Source organism: Streptomyces sp. NPDC048507, from assembly GCF_043199995.1.
Classification (GTDB): Bacteria; Actinomycetota; Actinomycetes; order Streptomycetales; family Streptomycetaceae; genus Streptomyces.
In genome coordinates, this window is record NZ_JBICWZ010000001.1 from 228,575 (window position 1) to 247,372 (window position 18,798).

Genomic DNA, 18,798 nt, shown 5'->3' on the forward strand with positions numbered 1-18,798 from the left:
CGAAGCGTGCGGGCGTGCGGGCGAAGCGGGGGGCGGCGCTCATGACGGTCACGTTGGCGGAGGAGGTCGTCCTGCTGTCCCTGGACGCGCGGTCCGGGGCGGCGCGGCGGCGGCAGGCGGCGGGCTGGGCCGTCGCGGGCGGCATACTCCTCGAACTGGTCATGGCCCGGAGGGTGTCGGTGACCGGCAAGTACCTGGAACTGCGGGACCCGGCGCCGACCGGGGTGCGGCTGCTCGACGGCCGGATCCAGCTGATCGGCTCCTGGCTGCGGGGCCGCAGCAAGCGGCGGGTGACGGACTGGCTGACGAAGGACCACTCCCACGCGGTCGGCGCGGTGCTGGACAGCCTCGCCGAACGGGGCGTGGTCGGGTCGGAGGTGCGCAAGGTGCCGGGGGTGTTCCCGCAGCGCCGCTACCCCGGGTCCGACGCCGCCGTGGAGCGGGAGCTGCGGGAGCGGCTCGGGCGCGTCGTCCTGGGGGGCGCGGAGCCCGACGCGCGCACGGCCGGCCTCATCTCCCTGCTGCACGCGGCCGGGCTGCACGGACCGGCCTTCCCGGACCGGCCGGCCCGGGAGGTGGCCCCGCGGATGGGGGAGATAGCCGCCGGTCAGTGGGCGGGGAAGAGCGTCCGCGCGGCCGTCCGGGACATGCAGGCGGCGGCGGTCACCGCCACGGTGTTCATGGCCTCGGCGCCGGTCTGAGGACGCCGGTCTGAGGACGCCGGTCCGGGGGCGGGGTCCGGGGCGGACAGGTGCGCCCGGGCGTGCCTACCGGGCGGCCGGCGGGGCGGCGGCGGTCCCCGGGCCCGTCGGGTAGTCGTACGAGGGCACGTGCGGCAGCATCGGCAGGTCCGGGCGCCAGGTGCGGAGCACGGCGGCCGTGGGCGGGTAGAGGGCGGAGGGCACCTCGGCCGGGGAGAACCACTGCCAACGGGCGATCTTGTGCGGCTCGGTGACGGTGGGGGCTCCCTCGGCGGTCCGGGTGAGGGCCGCCGCGGTCAGCCGGGTCAGGCCGGAGTTCGCGTCGATCTGGACCGCGAGGACCTCGATGCCCTCGGGAGCGGCCCGCAGGGCCGTCTCCTCGGCGAGCTCGCGCGCGGCGGCCTGCTCGAAGCCCTCCCCGGGGTCGACCTTGCCGCCGGGCAGTTCCCACCGGCCGTCGTGGGCCTGGCCGAGCAGGACGCGGCCGTCGTCGCCGAGCACGATCAGCCCGACGCCGACGACGGCGTTGGGCTGGGGGACGGCTCGCACGGCCGGCTCCGGTAGGTCCGCCCGGTTCTGGTGTTCGGTAGCCATGGCTCCATTTGCCGTGCCGGTGCGACGGTTTGTCAAACCCCGCAGGTGTGGGGGCGATCGGGGCGAGAGGCGGAGAATCAGACAGTTGTGCGGGTTCCGGTCAGGGCCCGTCCGCGCAGGCTCTGGGCGGTCCGATCGTCGTACGGTTCGCCGGCTCGGGGGGATGCGCATGGCACACGTGCTGGTCATCGGCGGAGGGGTCGCCGGTCTCGCGGCCGCGCTGCTCGCCGCCCGGCGGGGGCACACCGTCGAGCTGTTCGAACGGGACACCCGCGCCCCCGGAACCGCCCTGGACCGGGACTTCTTCGGCTGGCGCCGCCCCTCCGTACCCCAGGCGGCCCAGCCGCACGCCCTGCTCGGCGCCGCCCGCAAGGTGCTGGTCCGTGAACTGCCCGACGTACACGCCGAGATGCTCCGGCTCGGAGCCCGGGAGTGGCACGAGCTGGACTGGTTCGACGTACGGCCGCCCGCGCGGCCCGGGGACGAGGACCTGGTCATGCTCCAGGCCCGCCGCATCGTGCTGGAGAGCGCCCTGGCCACCGCGCTGCGCGCCGAGCCGGGCGCGGTGGTGCACTACGGGGAGCCGGTCTGCGGGGTGACGGCCGTCTCCGGGACGGCCGCGGCGGGGACCGGTCCCGCGACGGGGGCCGGTGCCGGGACGGGGCCGGCGGAGGGCCCGGAGGCCGGTGCCGATCCGGGGATCCGGGTCACCGGGGTGAACACGCGCGGCGGCGCGTACGCGGGTGACCTCGTGGTGGACGCGGGCGGGCGGCGGGGCGGCGCCGAACGGTGGCTGGCCGCCGCCGGCTGTCGGCCGGGCACCGTCGAGCGGCACCGGACCGGCCTCGCGTACTTCTGCCGCTGGTACCGGCTGCCCCCCGGCGTCCGGGAGGGTCCGCGCCGGCCGTGGACGGTGACCGGCGGCGGCTTCGCCGGGTGCGCGGTCTTCCCCGCCGACAACGGGGTCTTCGCCGTCACCCTGTTCGTGCACACCGAGGACCCCACCCGCGCGGCGCTGCGCGAGCCCGCCGTCTTCGAGGCCGCGGCGCGCGCCTTCCCGCCCGGCGCGGCCTGGCTGGAACTGGGAGCCGCACCGCTGTCCGGGGTCCTGGCGACGGCGAGCCTGGACAACCGGTGGAGCGCCCTCGCGGACGAGCGGGGCCCGGTGGTCAGCGGACTGGTGCCCGTCGGGGACGCGCTCACGCACACCAACCCGACCCTGGGGCAGGGGACCTCGCTCGCCCTGTGGGCCGCCCACCGGGTGGCCCGGACCGCGCACCAGGAACCCGGATCGGCCGGCTTCGCCGCCGATTACCACGCGTGGGCGGTGCGCACCGTCAAGCCCTGGTTCGACTTCCAGGTCGTCGCCGACGCGGCCATCGGGGCGCGCTTCGCCACCCGGGCCGGGCGGACGGGTACCGCCCGCGAGGCCGCCGCGCTGTTCGAATGCGCGTTGGAGGATCCGGAGGTGATGCGGGCCCGGGCCCGGGTCCGCCACCTCGTGGAACCGCCCGGGCGGGCCTACGCCCACCCCCTGATCCGGGCCCGCGTGGCGCGCTGGCTCGCGGCCCGGCCGGAGTACGCCCCGAACGCGGTGGGACCGGACCGCGCGGAGTGGGAAAAGCTCACGGCGGGCTGAGCGGCGGGGTGCCGAGGACTTCGGCGAGGTCGTAGCCGATGACCTCCTCCAGCTGGGCGTACGTACAGCTCTGCGGCGTACGGTCCGGGCGCCAGCGGCCGAACTGGGCGGTGTGCCGGAAGCGGTCGCCCTCCATGTGGTCGTACTTCACCTCCAGCACCCGCTCCGGGCGCAGCGGCACCCAGGACAGGTCCTTCTTCCCCGTCCAGCGGCTCTGCGCCCCCGGCAGCCGGGCGCTCTCGTGCGCGGACTCCTCGGCCCATGCCGCCCAGGGGTGGCCCGCGGGATCGGGCATGCGCAGTGGTTCCAGCTCCTCGACCAGCTCGGCGCGGCGCTTCATCGGGAAGGCGGCGCAGACCCCCACGTGCTGGAGCGCGCCGTGGTCGTCGTACAGGCCCAGGAGCAGCGATCCGACAATCGGACCGCTCTTGTGGAAACGCAGGCCGGCGAGGACGACGTCGGCCGTACGCTCGTGCTTGATCTTGAACATCAGCCGGGCGTCGGGCCGGTAGGGGAGATCGAGGGGTTTCGCGACGACCCCGTCCAGACCGGCGCCTTCGAACTGCTCGAACCACTGCCGCGCCAGCGCGGGGTCGGTGGTGGCGGGCGCGACGTGCACGGGGGGCAGAGCGGTGGACAGGGCGTTGACCAGGGCGCTGCGGCGTTCACTGAGCGGGGTGTCCAGCAGGGACGCGTCGCCGAGGGCGAGCAGGTCGAAGGCGACGAAGCTGGCCGGGGTGGTTCCGGCGAGCAGTTTCACGCGGGACGCGGCGGGATGGATCCGCTCGGTGAGCCGGTCGAAGTCGAGCCGCCCGCCCCGCACGATCACGATCTCGCCGTCCACCACGCAGCGGGGCGGCAGGTTCTCCTTCAGGGCCGCCACCAGCTCGGGGAAGTACCGGGTCAGCGTCTTGCCGGTGCGGCTGCCGATCTCGATCTCGTCGCCGTCGCGGTGGACGATCGCGCGGAAGCCGTCCCACTTCGCCTCGTACTGCATGCCGGGCGGGATCTTCGCCACGGACTTGGCGAGCATTGGTTTCACGGGGGGCATCACCGGCAGATCCATGTCATCGATTCTGCGGTGGTACGTCCGGACCCGCCCGGTGTGCGCGCCCGGCCGGGCACGCCTACCGTGGCGCACATGGGTGCTGCGGGTGGTGCGATCGAGCTCGAAGCCGGCGGGCGCAAGGTACGGCTGTCCAGCCCGGACAAGGTGTACTTCCCGGAGCGGGGCCTCACCAAGAGAGACGTCGCCGAGTACTACCTGGCCGTCGCGGACGGGATCACCCGGGCGCTGCGCGACCGTCCCACCACCCTGGAGCGGTTCCCCGACGGGGTGGAGGGCGAGTCCTTCTTCCAGAAGCGCGCCCCGAAGAACCTCCCCGAATGGATTCCCACCGCCCACATCGCCTTCCCCAGCGGCCGCAGCGCGGACGAGATCTGTCCGACCGAGCCCGCCGCCGTCCTGTGGGCCGCCAACCTGGGCTGTCTCACCTTCCACCCCTGGCCGGTGCGGCGCGGGGACACCGACCGGCCGGACGAGCTGCGCATCGACCTCGACCCGCAGCCGGGCACCGACTACCACCACGCGGTGGCCGCCGCGCACGAACTGCGCGCCCTGCTGGAGGAGCTGGGCCTGCGCGGCTGGCCCAAGACCTCGGGCGGGCGCGGGCTGCACGTGTTCGTGCCGATCGCCCCGCGCTGGACCTTCACCGAGGTCCGTCGGTGCGCGATCGCCCTGGGACGGGAGCTGGAGCGGCGGATGCCCGGCAAGGTCACCACCGCCTGGTGGAAGGAGGAGCGCGGCGAGCGCATCTTCGTCGACTACAACCAGACCGCCCGTGACCGGACCATCGCCTGCGCCTACTCCGTCCGCCCGCGCCCGCACGCCCCGGTCTCGGCGCCGCTGCGCTGGGACGAGATCGACGACGCGGAGCCGCGCGACTTCGACATCGTGACCATGCCGGCGCGCTTCGCCGAGCTGGGCGACCTGCACGCCGACATGGACGAGCACGCCTTCGTCCTGGACGCGGTGCTGGAACTCGCGGCGCGGGACGAACACGAGCACGGTCTCGGCGACATGCCCTACCCGCCGGACTACCCGAAGATGCCGGGCGAACCCAAGCGCGTCCAGCCGAGCCGCGCGAAACACGAGCACTGACCGCACGGCCCGGTGGCGGGGCGGCCTAGGCTCGGGGGATGACCTCGTCCGGGCCGCGGCCCCTGCTCTTCCTCGATGTGGACGGCCCGTTGATCCCCTTCGGGGGTACGGGCCACCCCGCCGGGGACGCCACCGGTCATCCCCTCCTGGCCAGGCTCGACCCGGCGCACGGGCCCCGGCTGCTCGCCCTGCCGTGCGAGCTGGTGTGGGCCACGACCTGGGGAGACGAGGCCAATGAGGTCATCGCGCCGAGGATCGGGCTGCCGTCGCTCGAGGTGGTCGACTGGCCCGAGCCCGATGCGCTGGAGGGTCGGGACGGCCTGCACTGGAAGACCCGTCCGCTGCTCGCCCGGGCGTCCGGATCACCCTTCGCCTGGGTCGACGACGAGATCACCGCCGCCGACCGGGCCTGGGCGGCGGCCCGCCACGGTGCCCCCGTGCTCCTGCACCGGGTCGACCCCCGTACCGGGCTGACGCCCGCCGACTTCGACGTCCTCGGACGCTGGCTGGCCGGGGTGCGCCGGGCCGGGTGTTGATGACCTGTTGATCGGACGTCCATCGGGCCGCAGCAGGATCGGCGGCATGTCGATGAACACCACTGCCACCTCCGCCCCCGCCTGGTACGACCTCGCGCTGTGCGCCCAGACGGGCCCGTCGTTCTTCTTCCCGGAGCCGGGTTCCTCGCTCCGGGACGCGAAGCGGCTGTGCGGGGCGTGCGAGGGGCGGCGGGCGTGCCTGGAGTACGCCCTGGCCAACGACGAGCGGTTCGGGGTCTGGGGCGGCCTCTCCGAAACGGAGCGCCAGGCCCTGCGCCCGCGCGGCTGAGCGGCGCCGGGACGCGGCGGAGCCCCGGCGGGTCCGCCCGCCGGGGCTCCACCGCGTCAGCCGGTCGGTCAGCCCTTGCGGGCGGCCAGGCGCGCGGCGCGCGCCGCGAGGCGCTCGTCGAACTTGCTGGCCTCGGAGTCGAGGCCGTTCATGAAGAGCCCGAGCTCCTCCTGGGCCTTCTGGCCCTCCGGGCCGAGCCCGTCGATGTCCATGATCTTGAGGAAGCGGATCACGGGGCTCAGCACGTCGTCGTGGTGGATCCGCAGGTTGTAGACCCCGCCGATCGCCATCTGCGCGGCCATCCGCTCGAAGCCGGGCATGCCGTGGCCGGGCATCCGGAAGTTGACGACCACGTCCCGCACGGCCTGCATCGTCAGGTCCGGGGCGATCTCGAAGGCCGCGCCCAGCAGGTTGCGGTAGAAGATCATGTGCAGGTTCTCGTCCTGCGCGATGCGGGCCAGCATCCGGTCGCAGACCGGGTCACCGGACTGGTGGCCGGTGTTGCGGTGCGAAATGCGGGTGGCCAGCTCCTGGAAGGCGACGTACGCCACCGAGTGCAGCATCGAGTGGCTGTTGTCGGACTCGAAGCCCTCCGACATGTGCTGCATCCGGAACGCCTCGAGCTTGTCCGGGTCCACGGCGCGCGACGCCAGCAGGTAGTCGCGCATCACGATGCCGTGCCGGCCCTCCTCGGCGGTCCAGCGGTGCACCCAGGTGCCCCACGCGCCGTTGCGGCCGAAGAGGGTCGCGATCTCGTGGTGGTAGCTGGGGAGGTTGTCCTCGGTCAGCAGGTTCACGACCAGCGCGATCTTGCCGATGTCGGTGACCTTGGACTGCTGCGGGTCCCAGGCTTCGCCGTCCTCGAAGAAGCCCGGGAAGTTCCGGCCCTCGCTCCACGGGACGTACTCGTGGGGCATCCAGTCCTTGGTGACCTTCAGATGGCGGTTGAGTTCCTTCTCCACCACCTCTTCCAGCGCGTACAGCAGCTTGGCGTCGGTCCACGCCTCCGAGCTGCCGAGGTGGGGAGAGGTGATCGTCACGGGTGCTCCTGGGGACAAAGCGAATTACCTACGGTTCCGTAGCCTACGGAGTCGTAGGTTAAGCGCGACATCAAGGCCAGCCAAGCCCCAGGGGTCGTTGTGTCCGGTTACCTGCGGTTATCTGCGCATATGGAACCCCCCTTCAGCGGCTTCAGAAAGGTCAGAATCACGCCAGAGGGGGTCCCGAATTTTCGCCTTGACGGCCTCCGGGACCGTCGAAGCGTCCCGTGCGGCCCCGCGGGTCAGTCGTGCCAGAGGACCTCCCGGACCTCTTCGGCGGAGGACGGCCGCAGGGTTCCGTCGAGGAGCAGCCACCGGGTGATGCCGATCGACTCCAGGAACGGCACGTCGTGGCTCGCGACCACCAGCGCCCCCTCGTACGCCTCCAGGGCGCCGGAGAGCTGGCGCGCGCTCGCCAGGTCCAGGTTGTTCGTCGGTTCGTCCAGCATCAGCAGCTGCGGGGCCGGCTCGGCCAGCAACAGCGCCGCCAGCGCGGCCCGGAAGCGTTCGCCGCCCGAGAGGGTGCCGGCCGCCCGGTCCGCCCGGGCGCCCCGGAACAGGAAGTGCGCCAGCCGCGCCCGGATCAGGTTGTTCGTGGCGTGCGGGGCGAACCGTGCGACGTTCTCCACGACCGAGCGCTCGTCGTCCAGCACGTCGAGCCGCTGCGGCAGGAAGCGGGCCGGTACGTGTGCCACCGCCTCCCCGGACGCGGGCGGCACCAGCCCGGCGAGGGTCCGCAGCAGGGTGGTCTTGCCCGAGCCGTTGCCGCCCACCAGGGCGATCCGCTCCGGACCGCGGACCTCCCACTCGCCCGGCACCGACGCCCCGTGCGCGAGGCGCAGGTCCCGCAGGGTCAGGACCCGCCGGCCCGGGGGCACCTGGGTCGCGGGCAGCTCGATCCGGATCTCGGCGTCGTCGCGGACCGCCTCCGCCGCCTGGTCCAGCCGCTCGCGGGCGTCCGCCAGCTTCTCGGTGTGCAGGGTCCGCTGTTTGCCGGCCGACTCCTGGGCGGCGCGTTTGCGGTTGCCCATGACGATCTTCGGCTCGCGCTTGTTGTCGGCCATCTTCTGGCCGTACCGCTTGCGGCGGGCCAGCTTGACCTGCGCTTCCGCCAGTTCGCGTTTCTGGCGGTGCACGTCGGCCTCGGCGACCCGGACCATCCGCTCGGCCGATTCCTGCTCGGCGGCCAGCATCCGTTCGTAGTCGGTGAAGTTCCCGCCGTACCAGCGGACTTCGCCGTCCCGAAGGTCGGCGATCTGGTCGACCCGGTCCAGCAGCTCCCGGTCGTGGCTGACCAGGAGCAGCACCCCGGACCAGGCGTCGACGGCCGCGTACAGGCGCCGGCGGGCCGACAGGTCGAGGTTGTTGGTGGGTTCGTCGAGCAGCAGTACCTCCGGGCGGGCCAGCAGCAGCGCCGCCAGCCGCAGCAGGACGCATTCGCCGCCCGACAGCTCGCCGACGGTGCGGTCGAGCCCGATCCGGGCGAGCCCCAGCTGGTCGAGGGTGGCCAGGGCCCGCTCCTCGACGTCCCAGTCGTCGCCCACGGCGGCGAAGTTGGCCTCCGTGGCCGCACCCGCCTCGATGGCGTGCAGGGCGGCGCGGGTGGAGCGGATGCCGAGCGCCTCGTCCACGCGCAGGGCGGTGTCCAGGGTGGCGTTCTGCGGGAGGTAGCCGATGGTCCCGGCGACGGAGATCTGTCCCGCGGTGGGGGTCAGCTCGCCCGCGGCGAGCTTCAGCAGGGTCGACTTGCCGGATCCGTTGAGGCCGATCAGGCCGGTGCGGCCGGGGCCGACGGCCAGCTGGAAAGCCTCGAAGAGGGGGGTTCCGTCGGGCCAGTCGAAGGACAGGGCGGAACAGGTGACGAAAGCAGAGGGATGACTCATGGAGGCCTCCAGGTTGCGTGGATGGTGCGTGCAACGCGGGGAGACAGCCGACGGGTCACGAAGATGTGGTCGCGGTCGGTGTCTCGGACCTCAGACGAGCAATGTCCTGCTCCGTTTCGGCGGCAATGGGGCGTTCACGAAGCTACGCCGGGGTGGGAGCCGTCCGCAAACGAATTGTGGCCGGCCGTGGTGGAGCGCACGAGCGGTGCGCTCCACCACGCCGGCCACGGGGCCGCCGGTACCGGCCGGATCGACGACCGGGCGTCAGCGGGAGTCGGGTGTCAGCGGGAGTCGGGTGTCAGCGGGAGCCGCGCAGCAGCTCGTCCAGGCTGTGGTCCATGTCGAGGTACATGTGCTCCAGGCCCGGCGGTACGAGGGCGGCCGCCCGTTCGAGGAAGCGCTGGAGCTCGGCCGTCACCATCAGCACGATCGCGACGCCCTCCGGTGCGTGGAACTCGACCGTGGTCCGGTCCCCGTCGTACGGACGCACGCGGACGTCCCCGCAGCCGGCCGGGTGCCGCAGCCCGGACCGGAGCAGATCGCGCGCGAAGGTCCAGGAGACCTCGACGCCCTCCAGCGTGGCCAGTGCGGGGAAGGACATGCGGACGGCGAAGGGATCCGCGCGGTCGTAGCAGAGGGTGACGGGCACGGTCTCGACCTTCGGCGCGGTGGCGACCAGTCGGGCCTGCACGGCCTGCTCGATGACAGTGATCAAGGCTCACTCCCTTGCGGCGGATCTGCTGCCGGGCCGTGGGGTGGGACCCGGCAACCGGATAGACGCCGGAATCGGCAAATCCGTGCACGGCGGATGACGTGAGCTGTGTCACCGATTGGCCTGATCACGGCTGTGCGATCGCACAGGGACGGGTGGATGCGGGTGGCGGGGCAGGGGCGGTGCGCGGTTGCCCGGGGCCCGGAGTCATTTCAATTCGTCCGGTTACCGCTCACCCCGCCGGCGTAACGGGCCCTGCGGGAGAGGCGCCCTGGACGGCGGGCGGGGGCTGCATTAGCTTCCGGCGCCATGAGACTTCTGGGAGTGGGTACTTGTGCGGCGGCCCTGCTGGTGGGGCTGCTGGCCGCGCCCGCGCTGGCGGACGACGCCGGCGGACCGGGCGGCGCCGCCGACGCGGGAGCGCGGGGCGCCGGCTGGGCGCTCAAGGCGACGGGCAAGGACTCCCGGTTCCGGGGCCTCGCGGCCGTCGGCCGCGGCGCCGCCTGGGTGGCCGGATCCGGCGGCACCGTGCTGCGCACCGGTGACGGCGGGCGCACCTGGCAGGACGTCTCGTCGCCCGGCGCGGTGGCCGAGGGGCTGGAGCTGCGCGACATCGAGGCGTTCGACGCGCGCCGGGCGGTGGCCCTGTCGATCGGAGAGGGAGCTGCCTCGCGGATCCTGCGCACCGAGGACGGCGGCGCCACCTGGACCGAGGCGTTCCGCAACCCCGACCCGCGGGCCTTCTACGACTGCCTGACCTTCCTCGACCCCCGCCACGGGCTGGCGGTGAGCGACCCGGTGGACGGGAAGTTCCGCATCCTGGCCACCGACGACGGCGGCCGCGCCTGGCGGGTGCTGCCGGACGACGGGATGCCCGCCGCGCTGCCCGGGGAGGCCGGTTTCGCCGCGAGCGGCCAGTGCCTGGTGGGCTCCGGCCCGCGCGACGTCTGGCTGGCCACCGGAGGCGGCCCGGTGGCCAGGGTGCTGCACTCCGCCGACCGGGGGCTGACCTGGCGGGCCGCTGACGCCACCCTCCCGGCCGGGGATCCGGCGCGCGGGGCCTTCGCGCTGGCCTTCCGCGACCGTACGACGGGCCTCGCGGTCGGCGGCGACTACCGCGCCGGCCAGGCCTCGCCCCGGGCCGCGGCCCGCACCGCCGACTCCGGCCGGGGCTGGAGCCAGGCGCTCACCCCGCCGCCGGCCTACCGTTCGGGCGCGGCCTGGCTCCCGTACGGGCGCGCCACGGCCCTGGCGGTCGGCCCGACCGGTACGGACGTCACCACGGACGCGGGCCGCACCTGGCGGAGCCTGGACGCGGGCTCCTACGACACCGTCGACTGCGCACCGGACGGGGGCTGCTGGGCGGCGGGAGAGCGGGGGCGGGTGGCGCGGCTGGAGCCGCTCAGGCGTCCGGGCCGATGACCGGGTCCATCCCCGGGTGGCGGGCCGCGGTGAACCCGGCGATGGCCGCGGCGGCCGTCGGGCTGCCGGGGGCCGGGCAGGTGGTGGGCGATCCAGGCCATGCCGGTGCTCACCAGGGGCTCACCGGGAGCGCCGCCGACGACGAGGCACCGTACGTCGCCCCGAGCGCCCAGCCGCTCGCGGAACCATCCGTCGGCGACCGCCCGCCAGGGGGAGTCGGCGGGGCCGGGGTCCGTCCCGAGCGAGTCCAGCGCGACGGCGCGCAGCCGGATCGGCTCGGGAACGTCGGCCACCACGGCGGGACGGATCCGCACGGCTGCCTCCAAGCGGGAGCGGGGCGGGCGCGGGCGGGGTTACGCCGGGAGGGTCTCGCGGGCCGCGGCCAGCGCCGGGGCCGTCTTCGTGGCGACGAACTCGGTGATGCGGTAGGCGCAGACGCCCGCCACCACGAAGGGGTCGCCGGCCGCGATCCGCTCGATCTCGGCCCGGGAGACGCCCGCGGCCAGGATGATCCCGCCCTCGCGGGGCACCTTGCGGCCCGAGGCGAGGAAGAGGCCGGAGGCGTAGTGGCCGTCGAGCCAGGCGACGTGGGCTTCCATCTCGGCATCGACGGCTTCGACGGGCGCGGTGTAGGTGAGCTCCATGACGAACATGATCGTCAGGCTACCCTCGCCCTCCATGACGACTGTGAAGACCCCCGCCGACGAAGCCGAGGCCCGCGCGATACAGGACGAACTGCGGTCCGGGGTGGTGCTGGACGAGCCCGGACCGCCCGCGGGGCGGGGCTTGATCGCCGGAGTGGACGTGGCCTACGACGACGCGCGCGACCTGGTCGCCGCCGCGGCCGTCGTGCTCGACGCGGCCACCCTGGAGGTGGCCGCGGAGTCGACCGCCGTCGGACGCGTCAGCTTTCCCTACGTGCCCGGGCTACTCGCCTTCCGCGAGCTGCCGACCGTACTGGCCGCGCTCGACGCCCTGACCGTCGTCCCGGACCTCGTCGTCTGCGACGGCTACGGCCTCGCCCACCCGCGCCGCTTCGGCCTCGCCTGCCACCTGGGGGTGGTCACCGGGCTGCCCAGCATCGGCGTCGCGAAGAACCCGTTCACCTTCACCCACGAGGAACCGGGCGGCCTGCGCGGCGACTTCGCCCCGCTGCTGGCGTCCGACGGGACCGTCGTCGGGCGGGCGCTGCGGACCCAGGACGGGATCAAGCCGGTGTACGTGTCGGTGGGCCACCGCGTCTCGCTGGACGGCGCCTGCGCCCACGCCCTCGCGCTGAGCCCCCGCTTCCGGATCCCCGAGACCACCCGCCACGCCGACTCCCTGTGCCGCCGGGCCCTGCGCGAGGCCTCGTGAGCGGCCGGCCCGCGCGGGGGGCGCACCCGGCCCGCGCGGGCGGCGGCGCACCCGCCCGGCGTACGCGGGGTGCCCGGATCAGCGCGCGTCGGCCACCCGGAAGCGCAGACCCGCCTTGCGCAGCCGGTCCAGCAGGGCGTCGCCCATGGCCACCGCGGTGGTGAGCTGCCCGGCGCGCTCCGGCAGGGCGTCCAGGGCCAGGCACAGGGCGGACTCCGCCAGCATCTTCGCCGTCTCCCCGTAGCCGGGGTCGCCGCCCGACACCTCGGTGAACACCCGCCGCCCGCCGCCCTCGCCGACGAAGCGGAGCGTGAACCAGCTGCTCGCGCGGCGTTCGGGGCCGGGGCCGCTGCCCGGCTCCCAGCGGGCCATCAGCCACCGCCGGGCCGCCGGGACCTGCGCCAGGGCCACCGTCGCGCCCATCGCGGCCGTCCCGCCGAGGGCGACCGGGAGCCGGCGCACCGAGGCGTAGTGCCGGTAGCGGAAGTCCGGGCCGTAGCGCTCCAGCGCGGCCGCCGACCGGGCCACGACCGCCGGGTCCAGGGTGGGCAGCGGCAGCGCCCAGGTCCCCGTCTCGCGGCTGAAGCGCGGCGGGCCCACGGGCCCCCGTACGCGCCGGCCCGCCGCCCGGGGCTCCCGAAGCCGCCGGGCGCGGGCGGCGGCCAGGGTCTGCGGGCCCCGGCCCAGGGCGGTGAGGGCGGAGGCGAGCGTGCCGCCGGAGACGAGCGCGTTGGAGCGGACGAAGCCGTCGACCCGCAGCGGCACCCCCTCGGGCAGCCGGTGCACCGTGAAGTACGCCCCGAGGTCGGCCGGTACCGAGTCGAACCCGCAGGCGTGCACCAGCCGGGCCCCCGTCTCGCGGGCCCGCGCGTCGTGCGCGAGGTACATGCGGTCGACGAACTCCGGCTCCCCGGTGAGGTCCACGTAATCGGTGCCCTCCTCGGCGCAGGCGGCGACCAGCTCCGCCCCGTACCAGACGTACGGGCCGACGGTGGTGGCCAGCACCTTGGTGGCGGCGGCCAGTTCGCGCACGGCGCCCGCGTCCCCGGCGTCCGCGCGCAGCAGCGGCAGCGCCGCGCAGTGCGGGTGACGGACGGCCAGGCGCTCGCGCAGCCGCTCCAGTTTGCCGAGGTCGCGGCCGGCCAGCGCCCAGCGCAGCCCGGCGGGGGCGTGTTCGGCGAGGTACTCGGCGGTGAGCGCCCCCACGAATCCGGTGGCGCCGAAGAGGACGACGTCGTGGGCCCTTCGCGGGCCTTCCTGGCGGACCTGCGCGTTCATGAACCGCTCCTCCCGGCTGGTGTGGGTGGCTGAGGTTAGCGTGGGGACCGGCTGTCCGTACGAGCGGGTGTGACCGGCGGTAGGCGGGAGGCGTCGATGAAGGCAGCAGTGCGCAGGTGGCAGACGGTACGGGAGTTCGCGCTGGGGCTGCCCGAGGCCGTCGAGGAGTTTCCCTGGGGTCCCGAGGACGGCGTGGTGAAGGTCAACAAGAAGATCTTCGTCTTCCTGGGGAACGCGGACGGACCCCGGCCGCCGGGCCTTTCCGTCAAGCTCAAGGACGAGACGCTGCACGGCCACGCGATGGCCGCGCCCGGCGCCGCACCCACCGGCTACGGCCTGGGCCGGGCCGGCTGGGTGTCGGTGCCGCTGGGGGAGGAGGGGGCGCCGTCGGCGCGGGTGCTGTGCGAGTGGGTGGAGGAGAGCTACCGGAGCACGGCGCTCAAGCGGCACCTCAAGGAGCGCGACGCCCGGAGCGGACCGATCCCGCCAATCGGCTAAGCGCTTGCTCTTGTGCTGAGTGGAACGCGTTCCTAGCATCACTGGTGTTACATCGGTTGTGTCACACACTCGCACCAGGGGCGCTGGGGGCTCGATGGCAGTGACAGGGAACGGCCCACGGGCGGGCTCCGGCCCGCTCGCGGGCGTACGCGTGGTCGAACTGGCGGGCATCGGCCCCGGCCCGTTCGCCGCCATGCTGCTCGCGGACCTCGGCGCGGACGTGGTGCGCGTGGACCGGCCGGGCGGCGGCGGCCTCGCCATCGACCCGGCCCACGACGTCACCAACCGGAACAAGCGCTCCGTCCTGGTCGACCTCAAGTCCCCCGGGGGCCCGGCCCTGGTGCTGGACCTGGTGGAGCGGGCCGACGTACTGATCGAGGGGTTCCGGCCCGGGGTCGCCGAGCGGCTCGGCGTCGGCCCGGCCGACTGCCACGCCCGCAACCCGCAGCTGGTGTACGGCCGGATGACCGGCTGGGGCCAGGAGGGCCCGCTCGCCCACACCGCCGGGCACGACATCGCGTACATCGCCGTCACCGGCGCGCTCGGCATGATCGGCGCCCCGGACGGGCCCCCGGCCGTTCCGGCCAATCTGGTCGGCGACTACGCGGGCGGCTCCCTGTACCTCGTCATCGGGATCCTCGCGGCGCTCCACCACGCCCGCACCCCCGGCGGCCGCGGCCAGGTCGTCGACGCGGCGATCGTCGACGGAACCGCCCACCTCACCGCGATGATCCACGGCATGGTCGCGGCCGGCGGCTGGCAGGACCGCCGCGGGGCCAACCTCCTCGACGGCGGCTGCCCGTTCTACGGAACCTACGAGACCTCCGACGGCCTCTACATGGCGGTCGGCGCGCTGGAGCAGCAGTTCTACGACACCTTCGTGGAGCTGCTGGGCATCAAGGAGCAGGCCCCCGCCCGCAAGGACCTGGCCCGCTGGGGCGAGCTGCGCGAGACGGTCGCCGCCCGCTTCAAGTCCCGGACCCGTGCCGCGTGGACGGAGGTGTTCGAGGGCACCGACGCCTGCGTGGCGCCCGTGCTGTCGCTGCGCGAGGCCCCGCAGCATCCCCACCTCGCCGCCCGCGCCACCTTCACCGACTTCGGCGGGATCACCCAGCCCGCCCCCGCGCCCCGCTTCTCCGCGACCCCGGCCGCCGTCACCAGCGGCCCCGCGCTGCCGGGCACCGGCGCCGCCTCCGTGGCCGCCGACTGGGACGTACCGGGCCTGACCGCGCGGGACGGGGACGCCTGATGGAACTGTCCATGCTGCTCGACTACGCGGGCGACCCGCGCGCGGCCGCCGACGGGGCCGCCGCACTGGAGGCGGCCGGGCTGGATGCCGTGTGGGTGGCCGAGGCCTGGGGCTTCGACTCCCCGACGATCATGGGCTACCTGGCGGCCCGGACCGAGCGGATGAAGATCGGCTCGGCCATCCTCAACGTCTACTCGCGCACCCCCGCCCTCATCGCCCAGACCGCCGCCGGACTGGACGCCGTCTCGGGCGGCCGGGCCCTGCTCGGCCTCGGTGCCTCCGGCCCGCAGGTGGTCGAGGGCTGGCACGGCAAGCCGTACGACAAGCCGCTCGGCCGGACCCGCGAGACCGTCGAGCTGTGCCGGCGGATCTGGCGCCGCGAGACCGTCGACCACTACGGCATCACCGACATGCCGCTGCCCGCGGAGAAGGGCGGCCGGCACGGCAAACCGCTCAAGATCCTCACCAGGCCGGTCCGCGACCGGATCCCCGTCTACGTCGCCTCCCTCGGTCCGGCCAACGTCGCGCTGACCGCCGAGATCGCCGACGGCTGGCTGCCCACTCTGTTCCTGCCCGAGAAGGCCTCCGAGGTGTGGGGCAGCGCCCTGGCCGAAGGCGCGGCCAAGCGGGCGCCGGAGCTGGGCCCGCTGCGGACCGTCGCGGGCGGCCTGCTGGCCATCGGCGAGGACGCCGCCGCCGCCCGGGACCTGGCCCGCCCGCAGATCGCCCTGTACGTCGGCGGGATGGGCGCCCCGGGCAAGAACTTCTACAACGACCTCGCCGTCGCCTACGGCTACGGCGAGCAGGCCCGCAGGATCCAGGAGCTGTACCTGTCCGGGCGCAAGCGCGACGCCGCGGCCGCCGTCCCCGACGAGTTCTGCGAACTCATGACCCTGTGCGGGCCCGAGGGATACGTGCGCGAGCGCGTCGAGGCCTTCCGGGAGGCGGGCGTCACCATGCTCAACGTCACGCCCGTCGGTCCCGAGCCGTCCCGGCTGATCGAAACCGTCAAGAGCTGGCTGTAGGGGGACCACCGATGCAACGCCGCATCTTCGACGCCGACCACGAGGCGTTCCGCGAGACCGTCCGCACCTTCCTGGCGAAGGAGGTGCTGCCGCACTACGACCAGTGGGAGAAGGACGGCATCGTCAGCCGCGCGGCCTGGCGGGCCGCGGGCCGCCAGGGCCTGCTGGGCCTGGCCGTCCCCGAGGAGTACGGAGGCGGCGGGAACCCCGACTTCCGCTACGCCGCCGTGATCGCCGAGGAGTTCACCCGCGCCGGGGCCCCCGGCCTCGCCATCGGCCTGCACAACGACATCATCGGGCCCTACCTGACCTCACTGGCCACCGAGGAACAAAAGCGCCGCTGGCTGCCCGGCTTTTGCTCCGGCGAGACCATCACGGCCATCGCGATGACCGAACCGGGCGCCGGCTCCGACCTCCAGGGCATCCGCACCACCGCCGAGGACCGGGGCGACCACTGGCTGCTCAACGGCTCCAAGACCTTCATCTCCAACGGCATCCTCGCCGACCTGGTGATCGTGGTCGCGAAGACCACCCCCGAGGGCGGGGCACACGGCCTGTCCCTGCTGGTCGTCGAACGGGGCACGGCGGGCTTCGAGCGCGGCCGCAACCTCGACAAGATCGGCCAGAAGGCCCAGGACACCGCCGAACTGTTCTTCCACGACGTGCGCGTCCCCAAGGAGAACCTCCTCGGCGGGCTCAACGGCGCCTTCGTGCACCTGATGACCAACCTCGCGCAGGAGCGGATGGGCATCGCGATGGCCGCCATCGCCGCCGCCGAGCACCTGGTGGAGATCACCACCACGTACGTCAAGGAGCGCGAGGCCTTCGGCCGGCCGCTCTCCAAGCTCCAGCACATCCGCTTCGAGATCGCGGAGATGGCCACCGAGTGCGCCGTCACCCGCGCCTTCCTCGACCGCTGCATCACCGACCACACCGCGGGCGAACTGGACCACGTCCACGCCTCGATGGCCAAGTGGTGGGCCACCGAACTGCAAAAGCGCGTCGCCGACCGCTGCCTCCAGCTGCACGGCGGCTACGGCTACATGAGCGAATACCGGGTCGCCCGTGCCTTCACCGACGGCCGCATCCAGACCATCTACGGCGGCACGACCGAGATCATGAAAGAGATCATCGGCCGCTCCCTCCTCGGCTGACGCCAGACCTTCAGAAAGGCTTGACCAGTGAGCACCGAAGCGTACGTGTACGACGCGATCCGCACGCCGCGCGGCCGCGGCAAGGCCAACGGCGCCCTGCACGGCACGAAGCCGATCGACCTGGTCGTCGGCCTCATCCACGCCCTGCGCGAGCGCAACCCCGGCCTGGACCCGGCCGCCATCGACGACATCGTGCTCGGCGTCGTGGGCCCGGTCGGCGACCAGGGCTCCGACATCGCCCGCGTCGCGGCCATCGCCGCCGGACTGCCCGACACCGTGGCCGGCGTCCAGGAGAACCGCTTCTGCGCCTCCGGCCTGGAAGCGGTCAACCTGGCCGCCGCCAAGGTCCGCTCCGGCTGGGAGGACCTGGTCCTCGCGGGCGGCGTGGAATCCATGTCCCGCGTCCCCATGGCCTCCGACGGCGGCGCCTGGTTCAACGACCCGATGACGAACTGGGACGTCAACTTCGTCCCGCAGGGCATCGGCGCCGACCTGATCGCCACCATCGAGGGCTTCACCCGCCGCGACGTCGACGAGTACGCCGCCCTCTCCCAGGAGCGCGCCGCCGCGGCCATCAAGGACGGCCGGTTCGCCGCCTCCGTGGTCCCCGTCACCGACCGCAACGGCCTCGTCGTCCTGGACCACGACGAGTTCGTGCGCCCCGGGACCACCGCCGACAGCCTGGCCCGGCTGAAGCCCTCCTTCGCCGACATCGGCGAGCTCGGCGGCTTCGACGCCGTCGCCCTGCAGAAGTACCACTGGATCGAGAAGATCGACCACGTCCACCACGCGGGCAACTCCTCCGGCATCGTCGACGGCGCCTCGCTCGTCGCCATCGGCTCCCGCGAGGCCGGCGAGCGGGCCGGCCTGCGCCCGCGCGCCCGGATCGTCTCGGCGGCCGTCTCCGGCTCCGAACCCACCATCATGCTCACCGGCCCCGCCCCGGCCACCCGCAAGGCCCTCGCCAAGGCCGGGCTGACCATCGACGACATCGACCTCGTCGAGATCAACGAGGCCTTCGCGGGCGTCGTGCTGCGCTTCGTCAAGGACATGGGCCTGTCCCTCGACAAGGTCAACGTCAACGGCGGCGCCATCGCCCTGGGCCACCCGCTCGGCGCCACCGGGGCCATGATCCTCGGCACGATCGTCGACGAACTGGAGCGCCAGGACAAGCGCTACGGGCTCGTCACCCTCTGCGTCGGCGGCGGCATGGGCGTCGCCACCGTCGTCGAACGCGTCTGACCCGTCCTGATCCCCTGAT

The 18,798-nt window shown here is 73.9% G+C and carries 18 protein-coding genes and 2 pseudogenes; 12 read left to right on the forward strand and 8 right to left on the reverse strand.

Annotated features, from left to right (window positions below):
- The first annotated feature begins 41 nt into the window (after positions 1 to 41).
- A complete protein-coding gene (locus ACGFXC_RS01050; RefSeq protein ID WP_393708240.1) occupies positions 42 to 701 on the forward strand; it encodes a GPP34 family phosphoprotein in 660 nt (219 codons plus the stop codon).
- Between the two features lie 66 nt (positions 702 to 767).
- Here the strand turns inward: ACGFXC_RS01050 and ACGFXC_RS01055 are convergent, their stop codons facing one another.
- Positions 768 to 1,295 (reverse strand): NUDIX hydrolase, encoded by a 528-nt coding sequence (locus ACGFXC_RS01055; RefSeq protein WP_393708242.1) that lies wholly within the window; start codon positions 1,293 to 1,295, stop codon positions 768 to 770.
- Positions 1,296 to 1,464: 169 nt separating this feature from the next.
- Here ACGFXC_RS01055 and ACGFXC_RS01060 point away from each other — a divergent pair, with 169 nt between their 5' ends.
- Positions 1,465 to 2,934, forward strand: coding sequence for an NAD(P)-binding protein (locus ACGFXC_RS01060; RefSeq protein ID WP_393708244.1), 1,470 nt, complete (start codon positions 1,465 to 1,467; stop codon positions 2,932 to 2,934).
- On the opposite strand, the gene ACGFXC_RS01065 is transcribed toward ACGFXC_RS01060, so the two are convergent.
- Entirely contained in the window at positions 2,921 to 4,000 is a 1,080-nt protein-coding gene (locus ACGFXC_RS01065; RefSeq protein WP_393708246.1) for an ATP-dependent DNA ligase, read from the reverse strand. The two genes, ACGFXC_RS01060 and ACGFXC_RS01065, sit on opposite strands and share 14 nt — an antisense overlap.
- Before the next feature lie 75 nt (positions 4,001 to 4,075).
- Between ACGFXC_RS01065 and ligD the strand changes: the two genes are divergently transcribed.
- The 3 genes from ligD to ACGFXC_RS01080 are packed head-to-tail and all read left to right on the forward strand — an operon-like array spanning position 4,076 to position 5,920.
- On the forward strand, positions 4,076 to 5,095 hold the full coding sequence (gene ligD, locus ACGFXC_RS01070; RefSeq protein ID WP_393708248.1) for a non-homologous end-joining DNA ligase: 1,020 nt from the start codon (positions 4,076 to 4,078) through the stop codon (positions 5,093 to 5,095).
- Between the two features lie 38 nt (positions 5,096 to 5,133).
- Complete coding sequence (locus tag ACGFXC_RS01075) at positions 5,134 to 5,631, forward strand: HAD domain-containing protein (protein WP_393708249.1); 498 nt, start codon at positions 5,134 to 5,136, stop codon at positions 5,629 to 5,631.
- A 46-nt stretch (positions 5,632 to 5,677) separates the two neighbouring features.
- Positions 5,678 to 5,920 (forward strand): WhiB family transcriptional regulator, encoded by a 243-nt coding sequence (locus tag ACGFXC_RS01080; RefSeq protein ID WP_351828190.1) that lies wholly within the window; start codon positions 5,678 to 5,680, stop codon positions 5,918 to 5,920.
- A gap of 68 nt (positions 5,921 to 5,988) precedes the next feature.
- Here ACGFXC_RS01080 and ACGFXC_RS01085 read toward each other — a convergent pair whose 3' ends face one another.
- The 4 genes and pseudogenes from ACGFXC_RS01085 to ACGFXC_RS01100 form a co-directional block, all read right to left on the reverse strand.
- On the reverse strand, positions 5,989 to 6,960 hold the full coding sequence (locus ACGFXC_RS01085; RefSeq protein WP_393708251.1) for an acyl-ACP desaturase: 972 nt from the start codon (positions 6,958 to 6,960) through the stop codon (positions 5,989 to 5,991).
- 418 nt (positions 6,961 to 7,378) lie between these two features.
- Positions 7,379 to 8,153, reverse strand: a pseudogene (locus tag ACGFXC_RS01090) (ATP-binding cassette domain-containing protein); the annotation flags it as partial.
- 87 nt (positions 8,154 to 8,240) lie between these two features.
- Positions 8,241 to 8,843: pseudogene (locus ACGFXC_RS01095) on the reverse strand (ATP-binding cassette domain-containing protein); the annotation flags it as partial.
- A 298-nt stretch (positions 8,844 to 9,141) separates the two neighbouring features.
- A complete protein-coding gene (locus ACGFXC_RS01100; protein ID WP_393708252.1) occupies positions 9,142 to 9,558 on the reverse strand; it encodes an SsgA family sporulation/cell division regulator in 417 nt (138 codons plus the stop codon).
- A gap of 306 nt (positions 9,559 to 9,864) precedes the next feature.
- Here ACGFXC_RS01100 and ACGFXC_RS01105 point away from each other — a divergent pair, with 306 nt between their 5' ends.
- A complete protein-coding gene (locus tag ACGFXC_RS01105; protein ID WP_393708254.1) occupies positions 9,865 to 10,977 on the forward strand; it encodes a WD40/YVTN/BNR-like repeat-containing protein in 1,113 nt (370 codons plus the stop codon).
- A 353-nt stretch (positions 10,978 to 11,330) separates the two neighbouring features.
- On the opposite strand, the gene ACGFXC_RS01110 is transcribed toward ACGFXC_RS01105, so the two are convergent.
- A complete protein-coding gene (locus ACGFXC_RS01110; RefSeq protein WP_393709567.1) occupies positions 11,331 to 11,630 on the reverse strand; it encodes a YciI family protein in 300 nt (99 codons plus the stop codon).
- A 25-nt stretch (positions 11,631 to 11,655) separates the two neighbouring features.
- On the opposite strand from ACGFXC_RS01110, the gene ACGFXC_RS01115 reads away from it, so the two are divergent.
- Complete coding sequence (locus ACGFXC_RS01115; protein WP_393708256.1) at positions 11,656 to 12,333, forward strand: endonuclease V; 678 nt, start codon at positions 11,656 to 11,658, stop codon at positions 12,331 to 12,333.
- Between the two features lie 78 nt (positions 12,334 to 12,411).
- Here the strand turns inward: ACGFXC_RS01115 and ACGFXC_RS01120 are convergent, their stop codons facing one another.
- Complete coding sequence (locus ACGFXC_RS01120; protein ID WP_393708258.1) at positions 12,412 to 13,611, reverse strand: saccharopine dehydrogenase family protein; 1,200 nt, start codon at positions 13,609 to 13,611, stop codon at positions 12,412 to 12,414.
- 96 nt (positions 13,612 to 13,707) lie between these two features.
- Here ACGFXC_RS01120 and ACGFXC_RS01125 point away from each other — a divergent pair, with 96 nt between their 5' ends.
- The 5 genes from ACGFXC_RS01125 (at position 13,708) to ACGFXC_RS01145 (ending at position 18,779) form a co-directional block, all read left to right on the forward strand.
- Complete coding sequence (locus tag ACGFXC_RS01125) at positions 13,708 to 14,109, forward strand: MmcQ/YjbR family DNA-binding protein (protein WP_393708259.1); 402 nt, start codon at positions 13,708 to 13,710, stop codon at positions 14,107 to 14,109.
- 94 nt (positions 14,110 to 14,203) lie between these two features.
- Positions 14,204 to 15,358, forward strand: a complete 1,155-nt coding sequence (locus tag ACGFXC_RS01130) for a CaiB/BaiF CoA transferase family protein (RefSeq protein ID WP_393708261.1) — start codon at positions 14,204 to 14,206, stop codon at positions 15,356 to 15,358.
- Positions 15,358 to 16,383 carry an LLM class F420-dependent oxidoreductase gene (locus ACGFXC_RS01135; RefSeq protein WP_393708263.1) on the forward strand — a complete coding sequence of 342 codons (1,026 nt, stop codon included), beginning with the start codon at positions 15,358 to 15,360 and terminating at the stop codon, positions 16,381 to 16,383. Before ACGFXC_RS01130 ends, ACGFXC_RS01135 begins: the two co-directional genes overlap by 1 nt.
- Before the next feature lie 11 nt (positions 16,384 to 16,394).
- Positions 16,395 to 17,537 (forward strand): acyl-CoA dehydrogenase family protein, encoded by a 1,143-nt coding sequence (locus ACGFXC_RS01140; protein ID WP_393708265.1) that lies wholly within the window; start codon positions 16,395 to 16,397, stop codon positions 17,535 to 17,537.
- Positions 17,538 to 17,564: 27 nt separating this feature from the next.
- Entirely contained in the window at positions 17,565 to 18,779 is a 1,215-nt protein-coding gene (locus tag ACGFXC_RS01145) for an acetyl-CoA C-acetyltransferase (RefSeq protein WP_393708267.1), read from the forward strand.
- Positions 18,780 to 18,798: the final 19 nt, after the last annotated feature.